This window comes from Paenibacillus sp. FSL F4-0125 (genome assembly GCF_038008565.1).
Taxonomy (GTDB): Bacteria; Bacillota; Bacilli; order Paenibacillales; family Paenibacillaceae; genus Paenibacillus_AQ.
In genome coordinates this window covers 4,501,026-4,515,677 of sequence record NZ_JBBOZJ010000001.1, presented here as the reverse complement: position 1 = coordinate 4,515,677, position 14,652 = coordinate 4,501,026, and the positions used below count along the sequence as shown (strand labels likewise).

Annotated in this window: 18 protein-coding genes; 17 read left to right on the top strand and 1 reads right to left on the bottom strand. The window is 46.0% G+C overall.

Going from position 1 to position 14,652, the window contains the following annotated elements; genetic code table 11:
• Positions 1–156 precede the first annotated feature (156 nt).
• From NST74_RS20090 to NST74_RS20070, 5 genes are all read left to right on the top strand, one after another.
• Positions 157–711: a QcrA and Rieske domain-containing protein gene (locus NST74_RS20090; RefSeq protein WP_042129531.1), complete on the top strand. Its 555-nt coding sequence runs from the start codon at positions 157–159 to the stop codon at positions 709–711.
• 6 nt (positions 712–717) lie between these two features.
• On the top strand, positions 718–1,389 hold the full coding sequence (qcrB, locus tag NST74_RS20085; protein ID WP_042129529.1) for a menaquinol-cytochrome c reductase cytochrome b subunit: 672 nt from the start codon (positions 718–720) through the stop codon (positions 1,387–1,389).
• A gap of 26 nt (positions 1,390–1,415) precedes the next feature.
• Entirely contained in the window at positions 1,416–2,288 is an 873-nt protein-coding gene (locus NST74_RS20080; RefSeq protein ID WP_076119769.1) for a menaquinol-cytochrome c reductase cytochrome b/c subunit, read from the top strand.
• Positions 2,289–2,380: 92 nt separating this feature from the next.
• Positions 2,381–3,028, top strand: a complete 648-nt coding sequence (locus tag NST74_RS20075; RefSeq protein WP_341114057.1) for a DUF1405 domain-containing protein — start codon at positions 2,381–2,383, stop codon at positions 3,026–3,028.
• A 155-nt stretch (positions 3,029–3,183) separates the two neighbouring features.
• Complete coding sequence (locus NST74_RS20070) at positions 3,184–4,083, top strand: sporulation protein YpjB (RefSeq protein WP_341114055.1); 900 nt, start codon at positions 3,184–3,186, stop codon at positions 4,081–4,083.
• A 57-nt stretch (positions 4,084–4,140) separates the two neighbouring features.
• Here NST74_RS20070 and NST74_RS20065 read toward each other — a convergent pair whose 3' ends face one another.
• Positions 4,141–5,010, bottom strand: a complete 870-nt coding sequence (locus NST74_RS20065) for a YitT family protein (RefSeq protein WP_076119766.1) — start codon at positions 5,008–5,010, stop codon at positions 4,141–4,143.
• A 169-nt stretch (positions 5,011–5,179) separates the two neighbouring features.
• On the opposite strand from NST74_RS20065, the gene NST74_RS20060 reads away from it, so the two are divergent.
• The 12 genes from NST74_RS20060 (at position 5,180) to NST74_RS20005 (ending at position 14,636) form a co-directional block, all read left to right on the top strand.
• Positions 5,180–5,509 (top strand): nucleotide pyrophosphohydrolase, encoded by a 330-nt coding sequence (locus NST74_RS20060; protein ID WP_036676271.1) that lies wholly within the window; start codon positions 5,180–5,182, stop codon positions 5,507–5,509.
• Between the two features lie 59 nt (positions 5,510–5,568).
• Entirely contained in the window at positions 5,569–6,090 is a 522-nt protein-coding gene (locus tag NST74_RS20055) for a tetratricopeptide repeat protein (RefSeq protein WP_042129521.1), read from the top strand.
• A 33-nt stretch (positions 6,091–6,123) separates the two neighbouring features.
• The gene (gene dapB / locus NST74_RS20050; RefSeq protein ID WP_042129520.1) at positions 6,124–6,927 is read left to right on the top strand and encodes a 4-hydroxy-tetrahydrodipicolinate reductase; all 804 of its coding nucleotides are present in this window, start codon (positions 6,124–6,126) and stop codon (positions 6,925–6,927) included.
• A gap of 15 nt (positions 6,928–6,942) precedes the next feature.
• Complete coding sequence (locus NST74_RS20045) at positions 6,943–7,365, top strand: methylglyoxal synthase (protein ID WP_042129517.1); 423 nt, start codon at positions 6,943–6,945, stop codon at positions 7,363–7,365.
• A complete protein-coding gene (gene bshB1, locus NST74_RS20040) occupies positions 7,362–8,072 on the top strand; it encodes a bacillithiol biosynthesis deacetylase BshB1 (protein WP_341114054.1) in 711 nt (236 codons plus the stop codon). Before NST74_RS20045 ends, bshB1 begins: the two co-directional genes overlap by 4 nt.
• Before the next feature lie 20 nt (positions 8,073–8,092).
• Positions 8,093–9,250, top strand: coding sequence for an N-acetyl-alpha-D-glucosaminyl L-malate synthase BshA (gene bshA, locus NST74_RS20035; protein WP_042129514.1), 1,158 nt, complete (start codon positions 8,093–8,095; stop codon positions 9,248–9,250).
• Positions 9,186–10,622 (top strand): CCA tRNA nucleotidyltransferase, encoded by a 1,437-nt coding sequence (locus NST74_RS20030; RefSeq protein WP_341114053.1) that lies wholly within the window; start codon positions 9,186–9,188, stop codon positions 10,620–10,622. The genes bshA and NST74_RS20030 overlap by 65 nt, the downstream gene beginning before the upstream one ends.
• Complete coding sequence (locus NST74_RS20025; RefSeq protein WP_339287405.1) at positions 10,612–11,412, top strand: biotin--[acetyl-CoA-carboxylase] ligase; 801 nt, start codon at positions 10,612–10,614, stop codon at positions 11,410–11,412. Before NST74_RS20030 ends, NST74_RS20025 begins: the two co-directional genes overlap by 11 nt.
• 336 nt (positions 11,413–11,748) lie before the next feature.
• Positions 11,749–12,615 (top strand): 3-methyl-2-oxobutanoate hydroxymethyltransferase, encoded by an 867-nt coding sequence (gene panB / locus NST74_RS20020; RefSeq protein ID WP_076119762.1) that lies wholly within the window; start codon positions 11,749–11,751, stop codon positions 12,613–12,615.
• Between the two features lies 1 nt (position 12,616).
• Positions 12,617–13,507, top strand: a complete 891-nt coding sequence (panC, locus tag NST74_RS20015; RefSeq protein ID WP_341114050.1) for a pantoate--beta-alanine ligase — start codon at positions 12,617–12,619, stop codon at positions 13,505–13,507.
• The gene (gene panD / locus NST74_RS20010) at positions 13,500–13,883 is read left to right on the top strand and encodes an aspartate 1-decarboxylase (RefSeq protein WP_042129504.1); all 384 of its coding nucleotides are present in this window, start codon (positions 13,500–13,502) and stop codon (positions 13,881–13,883) included. The genes panC and panD overlap by 8 nt, the downstream gene beginning before the upstream one ends.
• A 111-nt stretch (positions 13,884–13,994) precedes the next feature.
• A complete protein-coding gene (locus tag NST74_RS20005) occupies positions 13,995–14,636 on the top strand; it encodes a hypothetical protein (protein ID WP_042129502.1) in 642 nt (213 codons plus the stop codon).
• Positions 14,637–14,652 lie beyond the last annotated feature (16 nt).

The following is a 14,652-nucleotide window of genomic DNA, read 5'->3' as shown; positions in this document are numbered from 1 at the left end:
CGGGTTTTGGTGCCTAAGCTATTATTAGGTTGAATCGAAATGGTATGTGATGTATTTCATTGAAAAGATTTGAAAACGGATTATTTATAGTAAGGCATCTCTGATCGGACACCATAGATACTTTCTTATATCTTGTGAAGGGGGTTATATAACAGTATGAGCAGCCATAATGATCAACAGGATATTTGGCCTGAACAACCACCCAGCCGTAAAGAGATGTCGCGCAGGCAATTTTTGACCTACACGCTAGGTGGCGCTACTGCTTTTATGGGGGCAGGCACAATTCTCCCAATGGTCCGTTTTGTCGTGGACCCAATATTACATAAGAAGGGCGCAGGTGAATTTATAAAGGTTGCTGAAATAAGTAAAATCACCGAAGAGCCTCAAGAATTTACGTTTGAATTGAAGCAGAAGGACGGATGGTACGACAGTACAGCGACGCTGACTGCGTGGATCCGTAAAGACGCAAAGGGTGATATTTATGCGCTTTCACCCATATGTAAACATTTAGGATGTACGGTCGGATGGAATAACGATAAGGCTCATCCCGACGAATATCACTGCCCTTGCCACGGTGCGCGTTACACTAAACTCGGCAAAAATCTCGAGGTAGCTCCAAAGCCGCTTGACCAGTATAAAACGAAATTTGATAACGGCTGGGTTCTTTTGGGTGATATTGTGCCTAATACAGTAGCTAGTGGGGAGGCGTAGGTTCTAATGTTTAAAAATGTCTATAACTGGATTGACGAACGTTTGGATGTTACGCCAATTTGGAGGGACGTGGCCGATCACGAGGTTCCTGAGCATGTTAACCCGGCCCATCATTTCTCTGCGTTTGTGTATTGTTTTGGCGGACTGACCTTTTTTATTACAGTGATTCAGATCTTATCGGGTATGTTCTTAACGATGTATTATGTTCCAGATATTATCAATGCTTATGCAAGTGTTGAATATTTACAGTCTAGTGTTGCTTTTGGACAAATTGTTCGCGGAATGCATCACTGGGGTGCCAGTCTAGTTATTGTTATGATGTTCCTTCATACGATGCGTGTCTTCTTTACAGGCTCTTACAAAGCTCCGCGTGAGATGAACTGGGTAGTGGGTATGCTTATCTTCTTCGTAATGTTGGGGCTGGGTTTAACGGGTTACTTATTGCCGTGGGACAATAAAGCTTACTTTGCAACAAAAGTAACACTTGAAATTGCTAACTCTGTTCCTGTGATGGGTCCTGTACTAAAAGAGCTTATGCAAGGTGGTACGATTGTTGGTGCAGAAACATTGACTCGGTTTTTCGCACTACATGTATTCTTCCTCCCAGCGGTGCTTCTTAGTCTGCTCGTAGGACACTTTATTATGATCCGCAGACAAGGGATTTCTGGACCGTTGTAAGTTAATCTGAGAGAGGAGGAATACGGATGGCACATGGAAACAATTCGAAGGAAAAGGTTGTATACGTCGGTGATACCAGAGTTCGTAAAGGCAACGGATTTATCACACCTCCAGACTATTCAGCCTATCCTGGTAAATCGGAAGCCTTCATCCCTAACTTTCTGCTGAAAGAATGGATGGTTGGCGTCGTTGTACTTGTAGGAATATTAGTGCTTACTATTTCAGAGCCTGCGCCGCTAGGGTTTCCAGCGAATGCGAGTGCTACGGTTATCCCAATTCCTGACTGGTACTTCTTGTTTCTCTATCAGTATTTGAAGCTTCCATATGCTTCTGGTGATTATATCGTACTGGGTACATTAGGTGTAACCGGTGTAGCTTTTGGTTCACTTCTTTTAGCTCCATTTCTGGATACAGGCAGAGAACGCCGCTTCTATCGTAGACCGATCGCTTCATCTTTGATGTTCTTATCACTTGCAGCGATTGTGTACTTGACGAATACGGCTTGGACTGAATACAAACATGAGATGGCTGAAACCGGTCAAATTCCTGAAGATGTTCAACGGGAAGAGAAGGCGGCGGAGAATAGGGCGAAGGGCCTCCCAACCTCGAATGCGGTTAAAGCAAAGGAAGTAGCGATAGTAGACAAGGATGATCCAGCCATGGGACTCTTTAAGCAAGCTACCTGCATTTCTTGTCATGCCGCCGATTTGAAAGGGGCTGGTGGACCTTCTCTTCGTGGCGTAGGGGACACCCATGATAAAGAAGCAATCCTTACTATTATAAAAGAGGGTCAAGGGCAGATGCCGAAGATGTATGATACTGCTCTGGGAGCGGGGCTTTCGGATCAAGACATTGATGCCTTGGCAGACTGGCTTGCCAAACAAAAAAGCGAACAGTAAAATAATAATAACGCAAAACCTGATCGAAACTGCGGTCAGGTTTTTGTATGTCAATCGTAAAGTTGCCACTACTTGGGAGGTTAATGATCTGTATGTCAGTTCATGGGTTGGATAGACTGTTTAAACACCGAGGAATCATTTGGTTGTTATTTATTGTGAATCTTCTCGGTACCATTTATGGATACATATGGTATGGAAATCAATTGGAGTTCACGGCAGCTAACTTTCCGCTTTGGTTGCTGCCGTTTGTTCCAGATAGTCCAACCGCGAGCTTGTTCTTTACCTTGGCGCTGTTGCTAATGCTCTTTCCTCCAAAAAGCTATACGGGAATTAACGTTAGGGAGCTTATTGAAGCATTAGCGGTAGTGACGTCCGTAAAGTATGGGATTTGGGCGGTAAGTATGATTTTTGCTGGAGGGTATCAAGGAGATATTCTAGTGTGGAAAGATTGGATGCTGGTAATCTCCCATTTGGGGATGGCAGTGGAAGCCTTGATCTATGCGCGATTCTTTTCTTTCCGCAAAATGATACCGCTAGCGCTGTTCTGGACCCTTGCTAACGATTTGCTGGACTATTCCTATGGAATATACCCATGGTTACCTTCTGTACTGAATGATGATGTTACTCAGGTACAATACTTTACAATGGCGCTTACGGTGTTTAGCGTAATTGTTGCTTGGTTGTTTAGTAGTAGACAAAGACCAGTTGATTCTATCTATCAGTTTAAGAATAGGTTCTAGCAAGCAGTTCTAACCCTTGTCCCCTTGCCATACATTTAGAATTATAAGAAGTATAAGTTTTATACTATGCTTTATCCTTATAATTTTACGAGAAATGAATATCGTCTTTAAAGGACGACAACGTCGTTTCTTCTTAGGTAGGAGGGGGATGTCTCATGCTCCGCGGGAGATATTATGTGTTGGTTATTCTAGTATTTTGCTGGTTACTGACCAGCGTGAATGTTGAAAAAGCTTCAGCAGCGCAAGCGAATGCTGGTGAAGGTTCTGGCAATGTTTCGAAGCAAAGCGCTGATGTTAGTTCGGGCAACGGTCTGGTTGTGATGAGTGAGAAAACTGGAGCACAGCAGCTAGAACAAGCCGCTGAGGCATTGTATGGGTATGTCTTGGAAGGTGATGTGATGAAGGTCCGGCAAGAAACCGAAGAGCTCTCTAGGATCTTAGTGTCCTCTTCCTTTGAAGGAATGACTTCTGTAGAGGGCATTAATGCGCTGTCAGGGGTAATTATGGACCTGAAGGCTGCAGTGGCAAGTGCAAAAATATCTCAGCAGCAATTGGAGACTACAGCAACCAAGTTACGGTTAGCCGCCAACAGTCTTAATCAACCCGGACAGCCCATTTGGCTGCAGTATTATAAGCTAATCCGCGAGGATCTGAATGCGATGGAACGAAGCGGTGCTGCAAATGATCTGGCTGGATGGAAAGCGGCTGTAGAGAGACTGCAGAGCAGGTACGAGAATATTCGGCCAGCAGTGATCGTCTCCCGTCAAGCTGAAGTAGTAAATGCTTTTGATTCTTGGCTCTCTTATGCAGCAGGCATTCCTTCTTCTTCACAAAAAATCGAACGGGCCCGGTTGCTTGAAATAGTGTCTTACGGCCAGGATGCGGTGCGGGTAATGTTCGGAAAATCGAAGGATGAGCCGGCTTTGTCATTACCCCTGGCCTCACAAGAATTTGGGATTTGGGGAGGGCTAGCCGCAAGCTTTATTATTGCAGCATTAGCTTATGCGGGCTATCGTAAGTATCGTGGAGAAAATCAAAAATTCAAGCCGATTTAGTGAAATTGGCTTAATGAATAACAAAAAGGAGCGGGAAGAGTCCTCGCTCCTTTTTCTTTATGTTTCTCTGAATCCCTCGCCTTGAACATCATGCACATCACTTATAATTACGAACGCGTGCGGATCAATTGATTTGACTAATAAACTAAGACGGCGAATTTCCTGCCTTGAGACCACACAATACACCATATGCTTGGCTTGCTTAGAATACGCACCGATGGCGGGGATGAGCGTTACTCCTCGTTCTAATTCAGCAGTTATTAGATCGGCAATTTGGGGTGCCTCGTCACTAATGATAGTAAAAGCTTTGGCGGCATAAGCGCCTTCCTGGATGAAATCAATAACACGTGAAGCGATAAACACTGCGACAAGTGTGTATAGAATTTTTTCTTTGGGAATATAGAAGATGGAAGAACCGATAATGAAAATGTCGATAGCCAGAATAATCTGTCCCATGCTCCAGCCGAAATTCCGTCCCAGAATTCTTGCTACAATGTCTACGCCACCTGTTGTGCCACCAAAACGGAACACAATCCCAAGCCCTGTTCCAAGTGTCACCCCTGCGTATAGTGCAGCAAGAATAAAGTCATGTTCGGTGCTGAACGGCACGATCCATCCGGCAGAGATCAATCTTTCGAAGATCCACAAGAAAAGGGATAAAGACCCGATCCCTACACCTGTGTATACAATTTGGCGGCCGCCTAGGACTTTCCAACCCAGCAGAAACAATGGAAGATTGATTAGCAGCGTTGTTAAAAAGATTGGGATGTCAAAGGCATAATTAAGCAACAGTGTGATACCTGTTACGCCGCCTTCCATTAGCTGACTGGGAATGATGAAATACAGTAGACCGAATGCATATACGGCAGTGCCGAGCATGATGGGAGCAACTGTTTTACTGATTGTGATTACCTTGTTTGAATTCATGGAATCCCTCGTTAGGCCTTGTTAAGGCAGTTTTTCTTTTCCTATAATAAGTATACCTTTTCTTGCAGGTGTTAAAATATTCAAAAAAGATTTGTCTTCAAAACGTCTTTACGATAACATAGGGGCAAACAGAAGGCAAGATATACAGAGGGGGGCAAAGATACATTTTATGGACAAAAGTCTTGGTGACATTCAGCGTGAAGTAGACGCTTATATATCGCAATTTAAAGAAGGGTACTTCAGTCCGCTGTCTATGTTAGCCCGCATGTCCGAGGAAGTCGGAGAGTTGGCGCGGGAAGTTAATCATGAATTCGGTGAAAAGCCGAAGAAGTCTGATGAAGCAGAGAATTCTATTGAGCTTGAACTGGGAGATATTCTGTTTATTACCGTTTGTTTTGCGAATTCTCTTGGGATAGATCTGACTGAAGCGCATAATAAGGTTATGCATAAGTTTAATACCCGAGACGCTGGGCGTTGGACACCAAAAGACACCGATTAGGCCTCTATAACATATGCTGTACCAAACGAACGGGATTTAGCCGTGAGGATGGTGTGTATATGGATCAAAGAGATTATGTAAGAGAAGCCTACCGATCTATATTGCGAAGTGACTTTGCGGAAGCTATTGTTTGCTTTGAGGCTGCGATTGCGGCAAGTCCGGCAGATGCAGAAGTCAGATATCGTTGTTCCATAACGTATGCCCGCAGTGGTATGCTAGATAAAGCTTTAGTTCATGCTCAGGCCGCTATGAAGTTAGACGGTAGCAAACCTGAGTATAGTCTACATCTACAGCATCTTCAGGCTATGATGCATGTACAGGAAGCTAAGCGGTTGATAGAAGATGAAGATAACAAAACTCGCAACCCGTATCATCCGATTACGCTGCTTAAAGAGGCCATCACTCTTGACCCCTTATATGGGGATGCTTATGTATGGCTTGCCATTGCGCATAGTCGGGTAAATGAGCATATTCAGGCTATAGCTGCCCTGAAAGAAGTGATTTCTTTACATCCGGATGATTCTGGCTTGCGAGAATTGATGGTAGACCTTCAGAAATCCATACAATCGTATATGCAGTAACTATATAACCAGTGAAGGCGAGGATGAAAAGATATGAGCAACAAGATCAGAGTTATCGTATCCGGCGCAGGCGGGAGAATGGGTAAAGAGGTTATTAAACTTGTGCTGCAGGACGAAGAGTTAGAGCTGGCAGCTGCGGTAGATCGTTCAACGATGGATATAGACGCAGGCCGTCTTGTAGGTCTAGAAGACTCGGGAGTTATTGTAACTTCAGATCTTGAGGCTGCCCTCGCGGGAAGCAATGGAGATGTTGTAGTTGATTTCACTACACCACAATCAGCGTATACGAATACAGCACTAGCCATTAAATACGGAGTGCGTCCGGTTATTGGTACAACCGGATTCACACCGGAGCAAATTGTGGAACTGGACAAGCAGTGTCAAGACCAGGGGATAGGCGGACTCATTGCTCCTAATTTCTCCATAGGGGCTATTCTGTTGATGAAATTTGCGGCTCAAGCTTCAAAATACTTCCCGCATCTGGAGATTATCGAGTATCATGGTGACCAGAAACTGGATGCTCCATCCGGAACTGCAATTAAAACGGCAGAGATGATTTCAGAGGTTCGGGAAGAGCTTCGTCAAGGGAATCCTAAAGAAGAAGAAACGATTGAAGGTGCCCGCGGGGGTTATTATAACGGATTCCGGATACATAGTGTCCGTCTTCCTGGTGTGTTTGCCCAAGAAGAAGTGATTTTTGGCGGGTTCGGACAATCCTTAAAAATCCGGCATGATTCTTATGAGCGAGCAGGATATATGCCAGGCGTTAAGATGGGGATTCAGAAGGTTATGGAATACACTGGCTTGATCTATGGATTTGAGCACTTTATAGAATAGACAGGGGAGAACACCATGTTAAAAATCGCATTTATTGCACATGATCGTAAAAAAGATGAGATCGTAAATTTTGTATTAGCCTATGAGCATGTTTTTGTAGGTCATGAATTATTTTCCACGGGGACTACTGGCCAACGAATCATGGATGTGACTAGCTTGAAAATTCATCGCTATATGTCCGGCCCATTAGGTGGAGATCAGCAAATTGGCGCAATGGTAGCGCAGGATGAATTGGACCTTATTATTTTCTTGCGTGATCCATTAATGGCACAGCCACATGAGCCAGATATTACAGCTTTACTTCGTCTATGCGACGTATACGGTATACCTGTAGCTACGAATATTGCGACAGCTGAAGTGCTTGTGAAGGCGATTGATCGCGGTGACTTTGCTTGGCGTGAACTAGTTCATAAATACAAACCAGGTGTCGATGAATGAAGCTGGACATTCTTGTATTTGGAGCTCATGCTGATGACGCGGAGATCGGTATGGCAGGTACGATTGCGAAACATACCGCTGCAGGCCTTAAAGTGGGCCTATGCGATTTAACGGCTGCAGAGATGTCCTCGAACGGTACTGTAGAGCTACGCAAGGAAGAGGCGGAGCAAGCTGCTGATCTACTTGGTGTATCGGTGCGGACGAATTTAGGTCTATCAGACAGAGGGCTTTTTATAACGGAAGAGCATGTAGCAGCTGTTACGGCAGAAATTCGCCGTTTTGCGCCTGCGATAGTTTTTGCTCCTTATTGGGAAGATCGTCATCCTGATCATATAGCATGCAGTAAGCTGGTAGAAGAGGCGGTCTTTAATGCCAAACTACGTAAATATATGCCGGACAAGCCGGCAGTTTCAGCACCACAATTGTTTTTTTATTTTATAAATGATCTTGGACGAACGGATCTTATTGTAGATGTTACTGAACAATATGGGTTAAAGGAGCAGGCATTGTCCTGTTATCGCTCTCAGTTCACCAAACCGCTGGGTGCCGATGCTGTATCCACTCCGTTAACGGAGGGTTACATTGAGCGGGTCCGCTCTAGAGATATGTTACTTGGACAGCGCAGACTCATTCCTTATGCGGAAGGGTTTGCTACAAAAGTTCCTTATGCGGTAAATTTGTTTACTGCGGGGGATCATACTTTATAAAGTATAGAAGGGGACGGAACATGGATCGTTTGAAAATAGGTATTACCTGTTATCCGTCTCTTGGCGGCTCAGGCGTAGTAGCGACTGAATTAGGAAAACTCTTGGCCGAAAAGGGGCACGAAGTTCATTTTATTACACACAGTATTCCGTTTCGGTTAGGGAAGTTTCAGAAAAATATATTTTATCATGAGGTAGAAGTTAACGATTATTACGTATTTAAATATCCTCCTTATGACTTAGCACTTGCTACGAAGATGGCTCAGGTTGCTAAAATGCAGAATCTGGATCTGTTCCATGTTCATTATGCCGTTCCGCATGCTGTTTGTGCATTTCTTGCCAAGCAGATGCTTGGTAATGATATAAAGGTTGTAACGACCTTGCATGGCACTGACATTACGGTACTTGGACAGGACGAATCTCTAAAAGATCTAATCCGTCTTGGAATTAATGAAAGTGACGCTGTAACGGCTGTATCGAAGGATCTCATAAGAGAAACACGAGAAGTGCTGGATATTACTCGCGAGATTGATCTCACTTATAATTTCGTTGATCATCGAGTCTATTACCCGCGGGATGTATCGAATCTTCGGGAAGATTTTGCTTCACCTGAGGAGAAGATCCTGATGCACATCAGTAACTTCCGTCCAGTTAAAAGGGTAAGCGATGTTGTAGATATCTTTGCTAAAGTGAATCGTGAAATCCCTTCACGACTGCTGCTTGTTGGTGAAGGGCCAGATCTTCCCAAGATTCAAGCTAAGATCAGTGAAATGGGTCTGGAAGATAAAGTCCGCTTCTTAGGAAGACAGGATGAGATCGCTCAAGTCATTTCGTTAGCTGATTTGTTGCTGTTACCGTCAGAGAAGGAAAGCTTTGGTCTAGTTGCGCTAGAAGCGATGGCCTGTGGAGTACCGACTATAGGTTCTCAAACCGGAGGGATTCCAGAGCTAATTGAGCATGGCAAGACAGGATTTATTGCTCCGATTGGTGATACGGACACTATGGCGAAATATGCAATTAAACTCCTTTCGGATGATCGCATGGTGCAGCAATTCAGACAAGCCTGCCTGGAAACAGCCTGCAAAGATTTCTGTAAGGATTCGATTACAAGTCAGTATGAAGATATATATTACCGTGTGCTCGGGCGCAAGGTACCTAGACTGGATACAGTCAGGGGGTAAGGGGTTCGTAATGAAATGGAAAATGGCGCCATCCGATATGGCTCTTGCGGCGGAAAATGTAATTTCTGAGCTAACTCAGAATGGCCATGAGGCTTTTTGGGTCGGAGGCTGCATTCGCGATGAGCTGTTGGGTAGGCCAGTACATGATATGGATATTACAACTTCAGCAGTGCCGGAGGAAGTGATAGCCATCTTCGCACGCAGTATTCCGACAGGGCTAGCACATGGGACGGTCACTGTGCTTCAGGATGGGCATGGGTTTGAAGTGACGACATACCGAACTGAAAGTGGATATGTCGATCATCGTCGTCCGGAACATGTTGAATTTGTTAGTGATGTGAAGGAAGATTTGCGTCGTCGCGATTTTACGATTAACGCAATATGCTGCGGGCTAGACGGAGATTTGATTGATCCCTTCGGAGGCGAGAAGGATCTAGCTCTCCGTGTGATCCGCTGTGTGGGGGATGCAGAGGAACGGTTCGATGAGGATGCGCTTCGCATGCTTCGCTGCGTTCGTTTCGCATCGGTGTTAGATTTCTCCATCGCCAAGAATACGTGGAGGGGACTGTTGCGCCAGCGAGATAAGCTGGCGCATATTTCTGTGGAGCGTGTCCGCGCGGAGCTGGACCGCATCGTAGAGGGGCCGCATCCTCGGCGCGGCCTTGCAATGCTAGCGCGCTGCGAACTGCTCGCGCGCGGCAAAGCCCCGTTCCCCTGGACCGGAACCGATCTGGCGGCTGCTGCCGCCTTGACGGCCGGGATAGGGGAACTGGAGAGCGCCCACCTGCGGTGGGCGCTTCTCCTCCATGCCCTGAAGCAGTCGGCCCAGGAGGCCGATGAGCTGCTGCGGGCATGGACGTTCTCGGGGACGACGCGTACCAGCGTCGTCCAGGTGCTGCGGGTCCGCGAAGCTTGGACCGCTGCCCTGGAGGCAGTGCCGCCGGGGGAACCGGGCGGCACGGACCTACTGCGGCGGCGCTTCCTCGCCGCCGTGCTGACCTTCGGCGTGGAAGCGGCCGAAGGGTGGCTCTCGCTGCTGGCGATCTTGCCAGCAGGTGGCCTTCCCGCTGCGAACCCGCCAGCGGTTTCAGAGATTTCACCCGCTGTCACTACCCCAGCGGCGCCAGAGCTTGTAAATGGCTTGATCCATTTGCAAGCTGCAAGAGACTGGATCGCACAGATGCCGCTTAAGAGCTTATCGGAGCTTGCTGTTACAGGCAATGAGCTGGCGGAAGCGCTTGGGAAACGTCCGGGTCCTTGGCTCGGCAATATGCTGAGTGCACTTCTGCAAGCGACTGCTTCGGGAGATCTACTGAACAATAAACAAGTATTGCTGCTTGAAGCAAAAAGGATGGATGGACATGAGCTATGATAAGGCGCTGTCGCTAACCGAATTGAAGCAGGAAGCTTCCGATTCGAATTGGATAGACAGAGTTCAGCTCCTAGAGTCTGTCGTATCTACTCAGGAGGAAGCCAAACGATTGGCAGAAAGCGGCGCACCAGAAGGAACAACCGTAATCGCTGAAGAACAAACCGGCGCTAGGGGGAGAATGGGCAGAAATTGGTTTTCTCCTCGTGGCAAAGGGATTTGGATGAGTATAGTATTGCGGCCGAATTTACCCTTGTTACAGACTCCGCAGTTAACACTGCTTGCTGGAGTTGCCGTTTGTAAAGCAATACGTCGTGTGACCGGAGTCGATGCCGGTATTAAATGGCCGAATGATTTGCTTGCGGGCGGTCGTAAGATATGCGGAATTTTGCTTGAGTCTTCGCTAAGAGAAGGGGAGCTTCATTATTGCATCGCCGGAATTGGGATTTCTGCGAACTTGACTGAAGACGATTATCCTGATCATCTGAAAGAAGTGGCGACTTCACTTCGGATACAGCGGAGCGGTGTTCCTATTGACCGTTCGGAGCTGGTTAGAGCTGTGCTCGATGAGTTGGAATTGCATTACAATCTGTATATGAATCAAGGGTTTAAACCCATTAAAGAGCTATGGGAGTCGATGTCAGTTACATTGGGTCGCCAAATCGCCCTGAATAGCCCTCAGGGGCGTTCTGAAGGCGTCGTAGTAGGTCTGGATAACTTAGGCGGACTACTCCTTAAAAACAGCTCAGGGGACATTTCAAATGTATGCTCAGGTGAAATTGAGCTTTTATAAGTCTTTTCAATATGGCAGGGGTGTCATCCCTTGTCATATTTTTTTCGTGTAATTCCGAGTCCTTTTTGATATACTATGGGTCGGAGGCGGTATCGTTTTACGAACTGTACTCTTGATCTGATGAATTTATAATGTTTTTATTATTGGAATTACCTTCATAACTGCGTTAGACGGTTACGTTGGATTCTGCTCTGAGCCGTAAGGACCGAGACAGAAGGGACGATCGCGAGTGACTCTTTTTTGCCCTTCGGACCTTTTTAGCAAATGATTGCTAAAGGGTTTTTTTGTTGCGATTTTTACGGGGATGTTATTTCAAAAAGGAGGACGAAGAGAGAAATGGCAAACAAACAAGCACTTAATATTGTGAAAATGAAAAAAATGAAAGCAGATGGTGAACGGTTGAGTATGTTGACCGCTTATGATTACCCATCGGCTCTACTTGCTGAAGAAGCCGGTATCGACCTTATCCTGGTGGGTGACTCCCTGGGAAACGTGGTACTTGGATATGATACAACTTTACCCGTTACGATTGACGATATGGTCTACCATACTCGTTCCGTAACTCGAGGTGCACAAAATACGTTCATTGTGGCAGATATGCCGTTTATGACCTATCACGGAAGTGTAGATGAGACCCTGCGGGGTGTGCGCAGACTGATGCAGGAAGGGCGGGCTCATGCCGTCAAAATGGAAGGCGGTCTCGAAATTTGTGAGACAGTCGCTGCAGTTGTAGCTGCGGGAGTCCCTGTGCTTGGACATATTGGACTTACACCACAATCGGTAAATATGATTGGGGGCTACCGTATTCAAGGTAAGGACGCCAAAGACGCAAAACGTCTGATGGATGAGGCCAAGGCGCTTGAAGCAGCCGGTGCATTTGCAGTCGTACTGGAGCTGGTGACAGAAGAAGTCGCACAAGCGATTTCTGAGGCACTGAGCATTCCGACCATTGGGATTGGTGCAGGCCGTTATTGTGACGGTCAGGTATTGGTTTTCCATGATTTGCTGCGGTATGCCTCACCCTATCGTGAGAAACGTTTTGTCAAAACCTATGCGGATGTGGGTAATGTAATTCGTGAGGGGATTAGTCAATATGTGCAAGAAGTGAAGGATCGCTCGTTCCCAGATGAAGGCCATGTTTTTAAGGCAGATGAAACCGTTCTGGAATCTTTATACGGCGGTGCCGGAAAGGATGGGGAATAAGATGAGAGTTGTCAGAAGCATTGAGCAGCTGCACGAAGCTTTGGAGTATATGAGACAAGGTGGGCATACCCCGATTGGTTTTGTTCCAACCATGGGATATCTTCACGAAGGACATGCCAGTCTGCTTCGGCGGGCAGGAGAAATGAGCAACACGGTGGTTATGAGCATATTTGTGAACCCGCTGCAGTTTGGACCAAATGAGGATTATGATTCCTATCCGCGCGATGAAAATCGTGATTTGGAGCTGGCGGAACGCGAAGGGGTCGATATTGTATTTATCCCCAGTGTAGAAGAAATGTATCCGCAGCCTACCCGGACTACAGTCTCAGTATCTGAGCTTACTACTCGACTTTGCGGAGCTTCGCGTCCAGGGCATTTTAATGGCGTAACTACAGTTGTGAATAAACTATTTAATATCGTGCAGCCGGATTATGCTTTCTTTGGACTAAAGGATGCCCAGCAAGTAGCAGTGCTCCGCCGAATGGTGTCCGATTTAAATATGAATGTTGAAATTGTACCTTGTCCTATCATTCGTGAAGGGGATGGACTTGCGCTTAGCTCACGAAACGTATTCTTATCTTCGGAGGAACGTAGTCAGGCATTAGTGCTATCTCGTTCCTTACGTGAAGCACGTCAGTCCATTGAAGAAGGGAAAGTAAGAACCGTTGCTGAAGTGCGGGAATTGTTAACATCGGTTATTTCCAGCTCTCCTTTGGCGGTCATTGATTATGCGGAAATACTGACATTCCCTAATCTGGAAAGTTTAGACCGCGAAGCTTTAATAACGGATGTAGAAGGGGAAATTATTATAGCGCTTGCTGTGAAGTTTGGCAGAACACGCTTAATTGACAATAATGTATTTATTCCAAAGGAGGTTGCCGCTCTTGTTTAGACATATGATGAAATCCAAAATTCACCGCGCTACGGTGACAGAAGCGAATTTGAATTATGTGGGTAGTATTACCATTGATGAGAACTTAATGGAAGCGGCAGATATTCTTGAAAATGAAAAAGTACAGATCGTGGATAACAATAATGGTTCACGGTTAGAAACGTATGTTATTCCTGGACCTCGCGGAAGTGGTGTGATCTGTCTGAATGGTGCAGCTGCCCGTCTTGTTCAACCAGGAGACACAGTAATTATAATTTCATATGCGATGTTGTCTTCGGAAGAACTGGAGTCGCATAAGCCAACAGTGGTATTCGTGGATGAGAACAACAGACCCGTGAAGCTGGCTGATCATGAACTGCATGCTACAATCGCTTAAATAATGGACTTACGCCATGTAATGAATGGCAGGGATGAAAGACCCCGTTCTCGCAGAAAATGAAGTCAGGCAAGCTGAACTGATTTCATCTTCAGTAAAGGGGGATAGCCCATGTTTCAACATTTGTTTGCTGAAATGAACAAGGTGCTTCAGGAGATCGTTACAGACTACCCTACAGCGGAGGGTGCCCGCCGGAATGAGCTTTTATGCAATTATAATATGCTGCACCGACTAAGCGATAAAGTAATGGATGAATGGCTGGCCTTTGCAGAGAAGCTAAGTCACTTTCGTGAAAGTGTAGATTTTACGACTGTGGTTGAAGAGGACATGCCAGAGCAGGAAGCACCCGAGCTCTGCATGGATACTTTTGTTAGAGGCCAGGGGTATTATAAGCTGCTGATGTATGGAAAATGTATTGAGCAGTTTAAGGAAGTTATTGCCCAATATCCGGATAGTTTGGCTGCTCGCTTATATTTAGCCATCTCTTACCTTCAGGAAGGGGATGGAGAAGCGGCGTGGAGTCATTTGAACCATATGCTCGGTTTGATACGGGAAACCAAGCTGAAAGCAATGGTTTATAACGCTTTAGGGTGCATCCGGGCTTCACAGGAACGCTTCAATGAAGCGCAGGAGCTGTTTGGCCTCTCGTTGCAGCTTGACCCTGCACTTCCTGAACCGACGGTTAATTTGGAGGTTTGCCGCCGCCGTGGAGGAAAGCTTCATTTCGGAAATCAGCTTGTTTCATTATTGTAAATTATTACGTTTACGG

What these genes read in the sequence shown, in the direction of transcription:
- NST74_RS20090 (WP_042129531.1), top strand. Translation starts at nt 157, where the DNA reads ATGAGCAGCCATAATGATCAACAGGATATTTGGCCTGAACAACCACCC.
- qcrB (WP_042129529.1), top strand. Translation starts at nt 718, where the DNA reads ATGTTTAAAAATGTCTATAACTGGATTGACGAACGTTTGGATGTTACG.
- NST74_RS20080 (WP_076119769.1), top strand. Translation starts at nt 1,416, where the DNA reads ATGGCACATGGAAACAATTCGAAGGAAAAGGTTGTATACGTCGGTGAT.
- NST74_RS20075 (WP_341114057.1), top strand. Translation starts at nt 2,381, where the DNA reads ATGTCAGTTCATGGGTTGGATAGACTGTTTAAACACCGAGGAATCATT.
- NST74_RS20070 (WP_341114055.1), top strand. Translation starts at nt 3,184, where the DNA reads ATGCTCCGCGGGAGATATTATGTGTTGGTTATTCTAGTATTTTGCTGG.
- NST74_RS20065 (WP_076119766.1), bottom strand. Translation starts at nt 5,010, where the DNA reads ATGAATTCAAACAAGGTAATCACAATCAGTAAAACAGTTGCTCCCATC.
- NST74_RS20060 (WP_036676271.1), top strand. Translation starts at nt 5,180, where the DNA reads ATGGACAAAAGTCTTGGTGACATTCAGCGTGAAGTAGACGCTTATATA.
- NST74_RS20055 (WP_042129521.1), top strand. Translation starts at nt 5,569, where the DNA reads ATGGATCAAAGAGATTATGTAAGAGAAGCCTACCGATCTATATTGCGA.
- dapB (WP_042129520.1), top strand. Translation starts at nt 6,124, where the DNA reads ATGAGCAACAAGATCAGAGTTATCGTATCCGGCGCAGGCGGGAGAATG.
- NST74_RS20045 (WP_042129517.1), top strand. Translation starts at nt 6,943, where the DNA reads ATGTTAAAAATCGCATTTATTGCACATGATCGTAAAAAAGATGAGATC.
- bshB1 (WP_341114054.1), top strand. Translation starts at nt 7,362, where the DNA reads ATGAAGCTGGACATTCTTGTATTTGGAGCTCATGCTGATGACGCGGAG.
- bshA (WP_042129514.1), top strand. Translation starts at nt 8,093, where the DNA reads ATGGATCGTTTGAAAATAGGTATTACCTGTTATCCGTCTCTTGGCGGC.
- NST74_RS20030 (WP_341114053.1), top strand. Translation starts at nt 9,186, where the DNA reads ATGAAGATATATATTACCGTGTGCTCGGGCGCAAGGTACCTAGACTGG.
- NST74_RS20025 (WP_339287405.1), top strand. Translation starts at nt 10,612, where the DNA reads ATGAGCTATGATAAGGCGCTGTCGCTAACCGAATTGAAGCAGGAAGCT.
- panB (WP_076119762.1), top strand. Translation starts at nt 11,749, where the DNA reads ATGGCAAACAAACAAGCACTTAATATTGTGAAAATGAAAAAAATGAAA.
- panC (WP_341114050.1), top strand. Translation starts at nt 12,617, where the DNA reads ATGAGAGTTGTCAGAAGCATTGAGCAGCTGCACGAAGCTTTGGAGTAT.
- NST74_RS20005 (WP_042129502.1), top strand. Translation starts at nt 13,995, where the DNA reads ATGTTTCAACATTTGTTTGCTGAAATGAACAAGGTGCTTCAGGAGATC.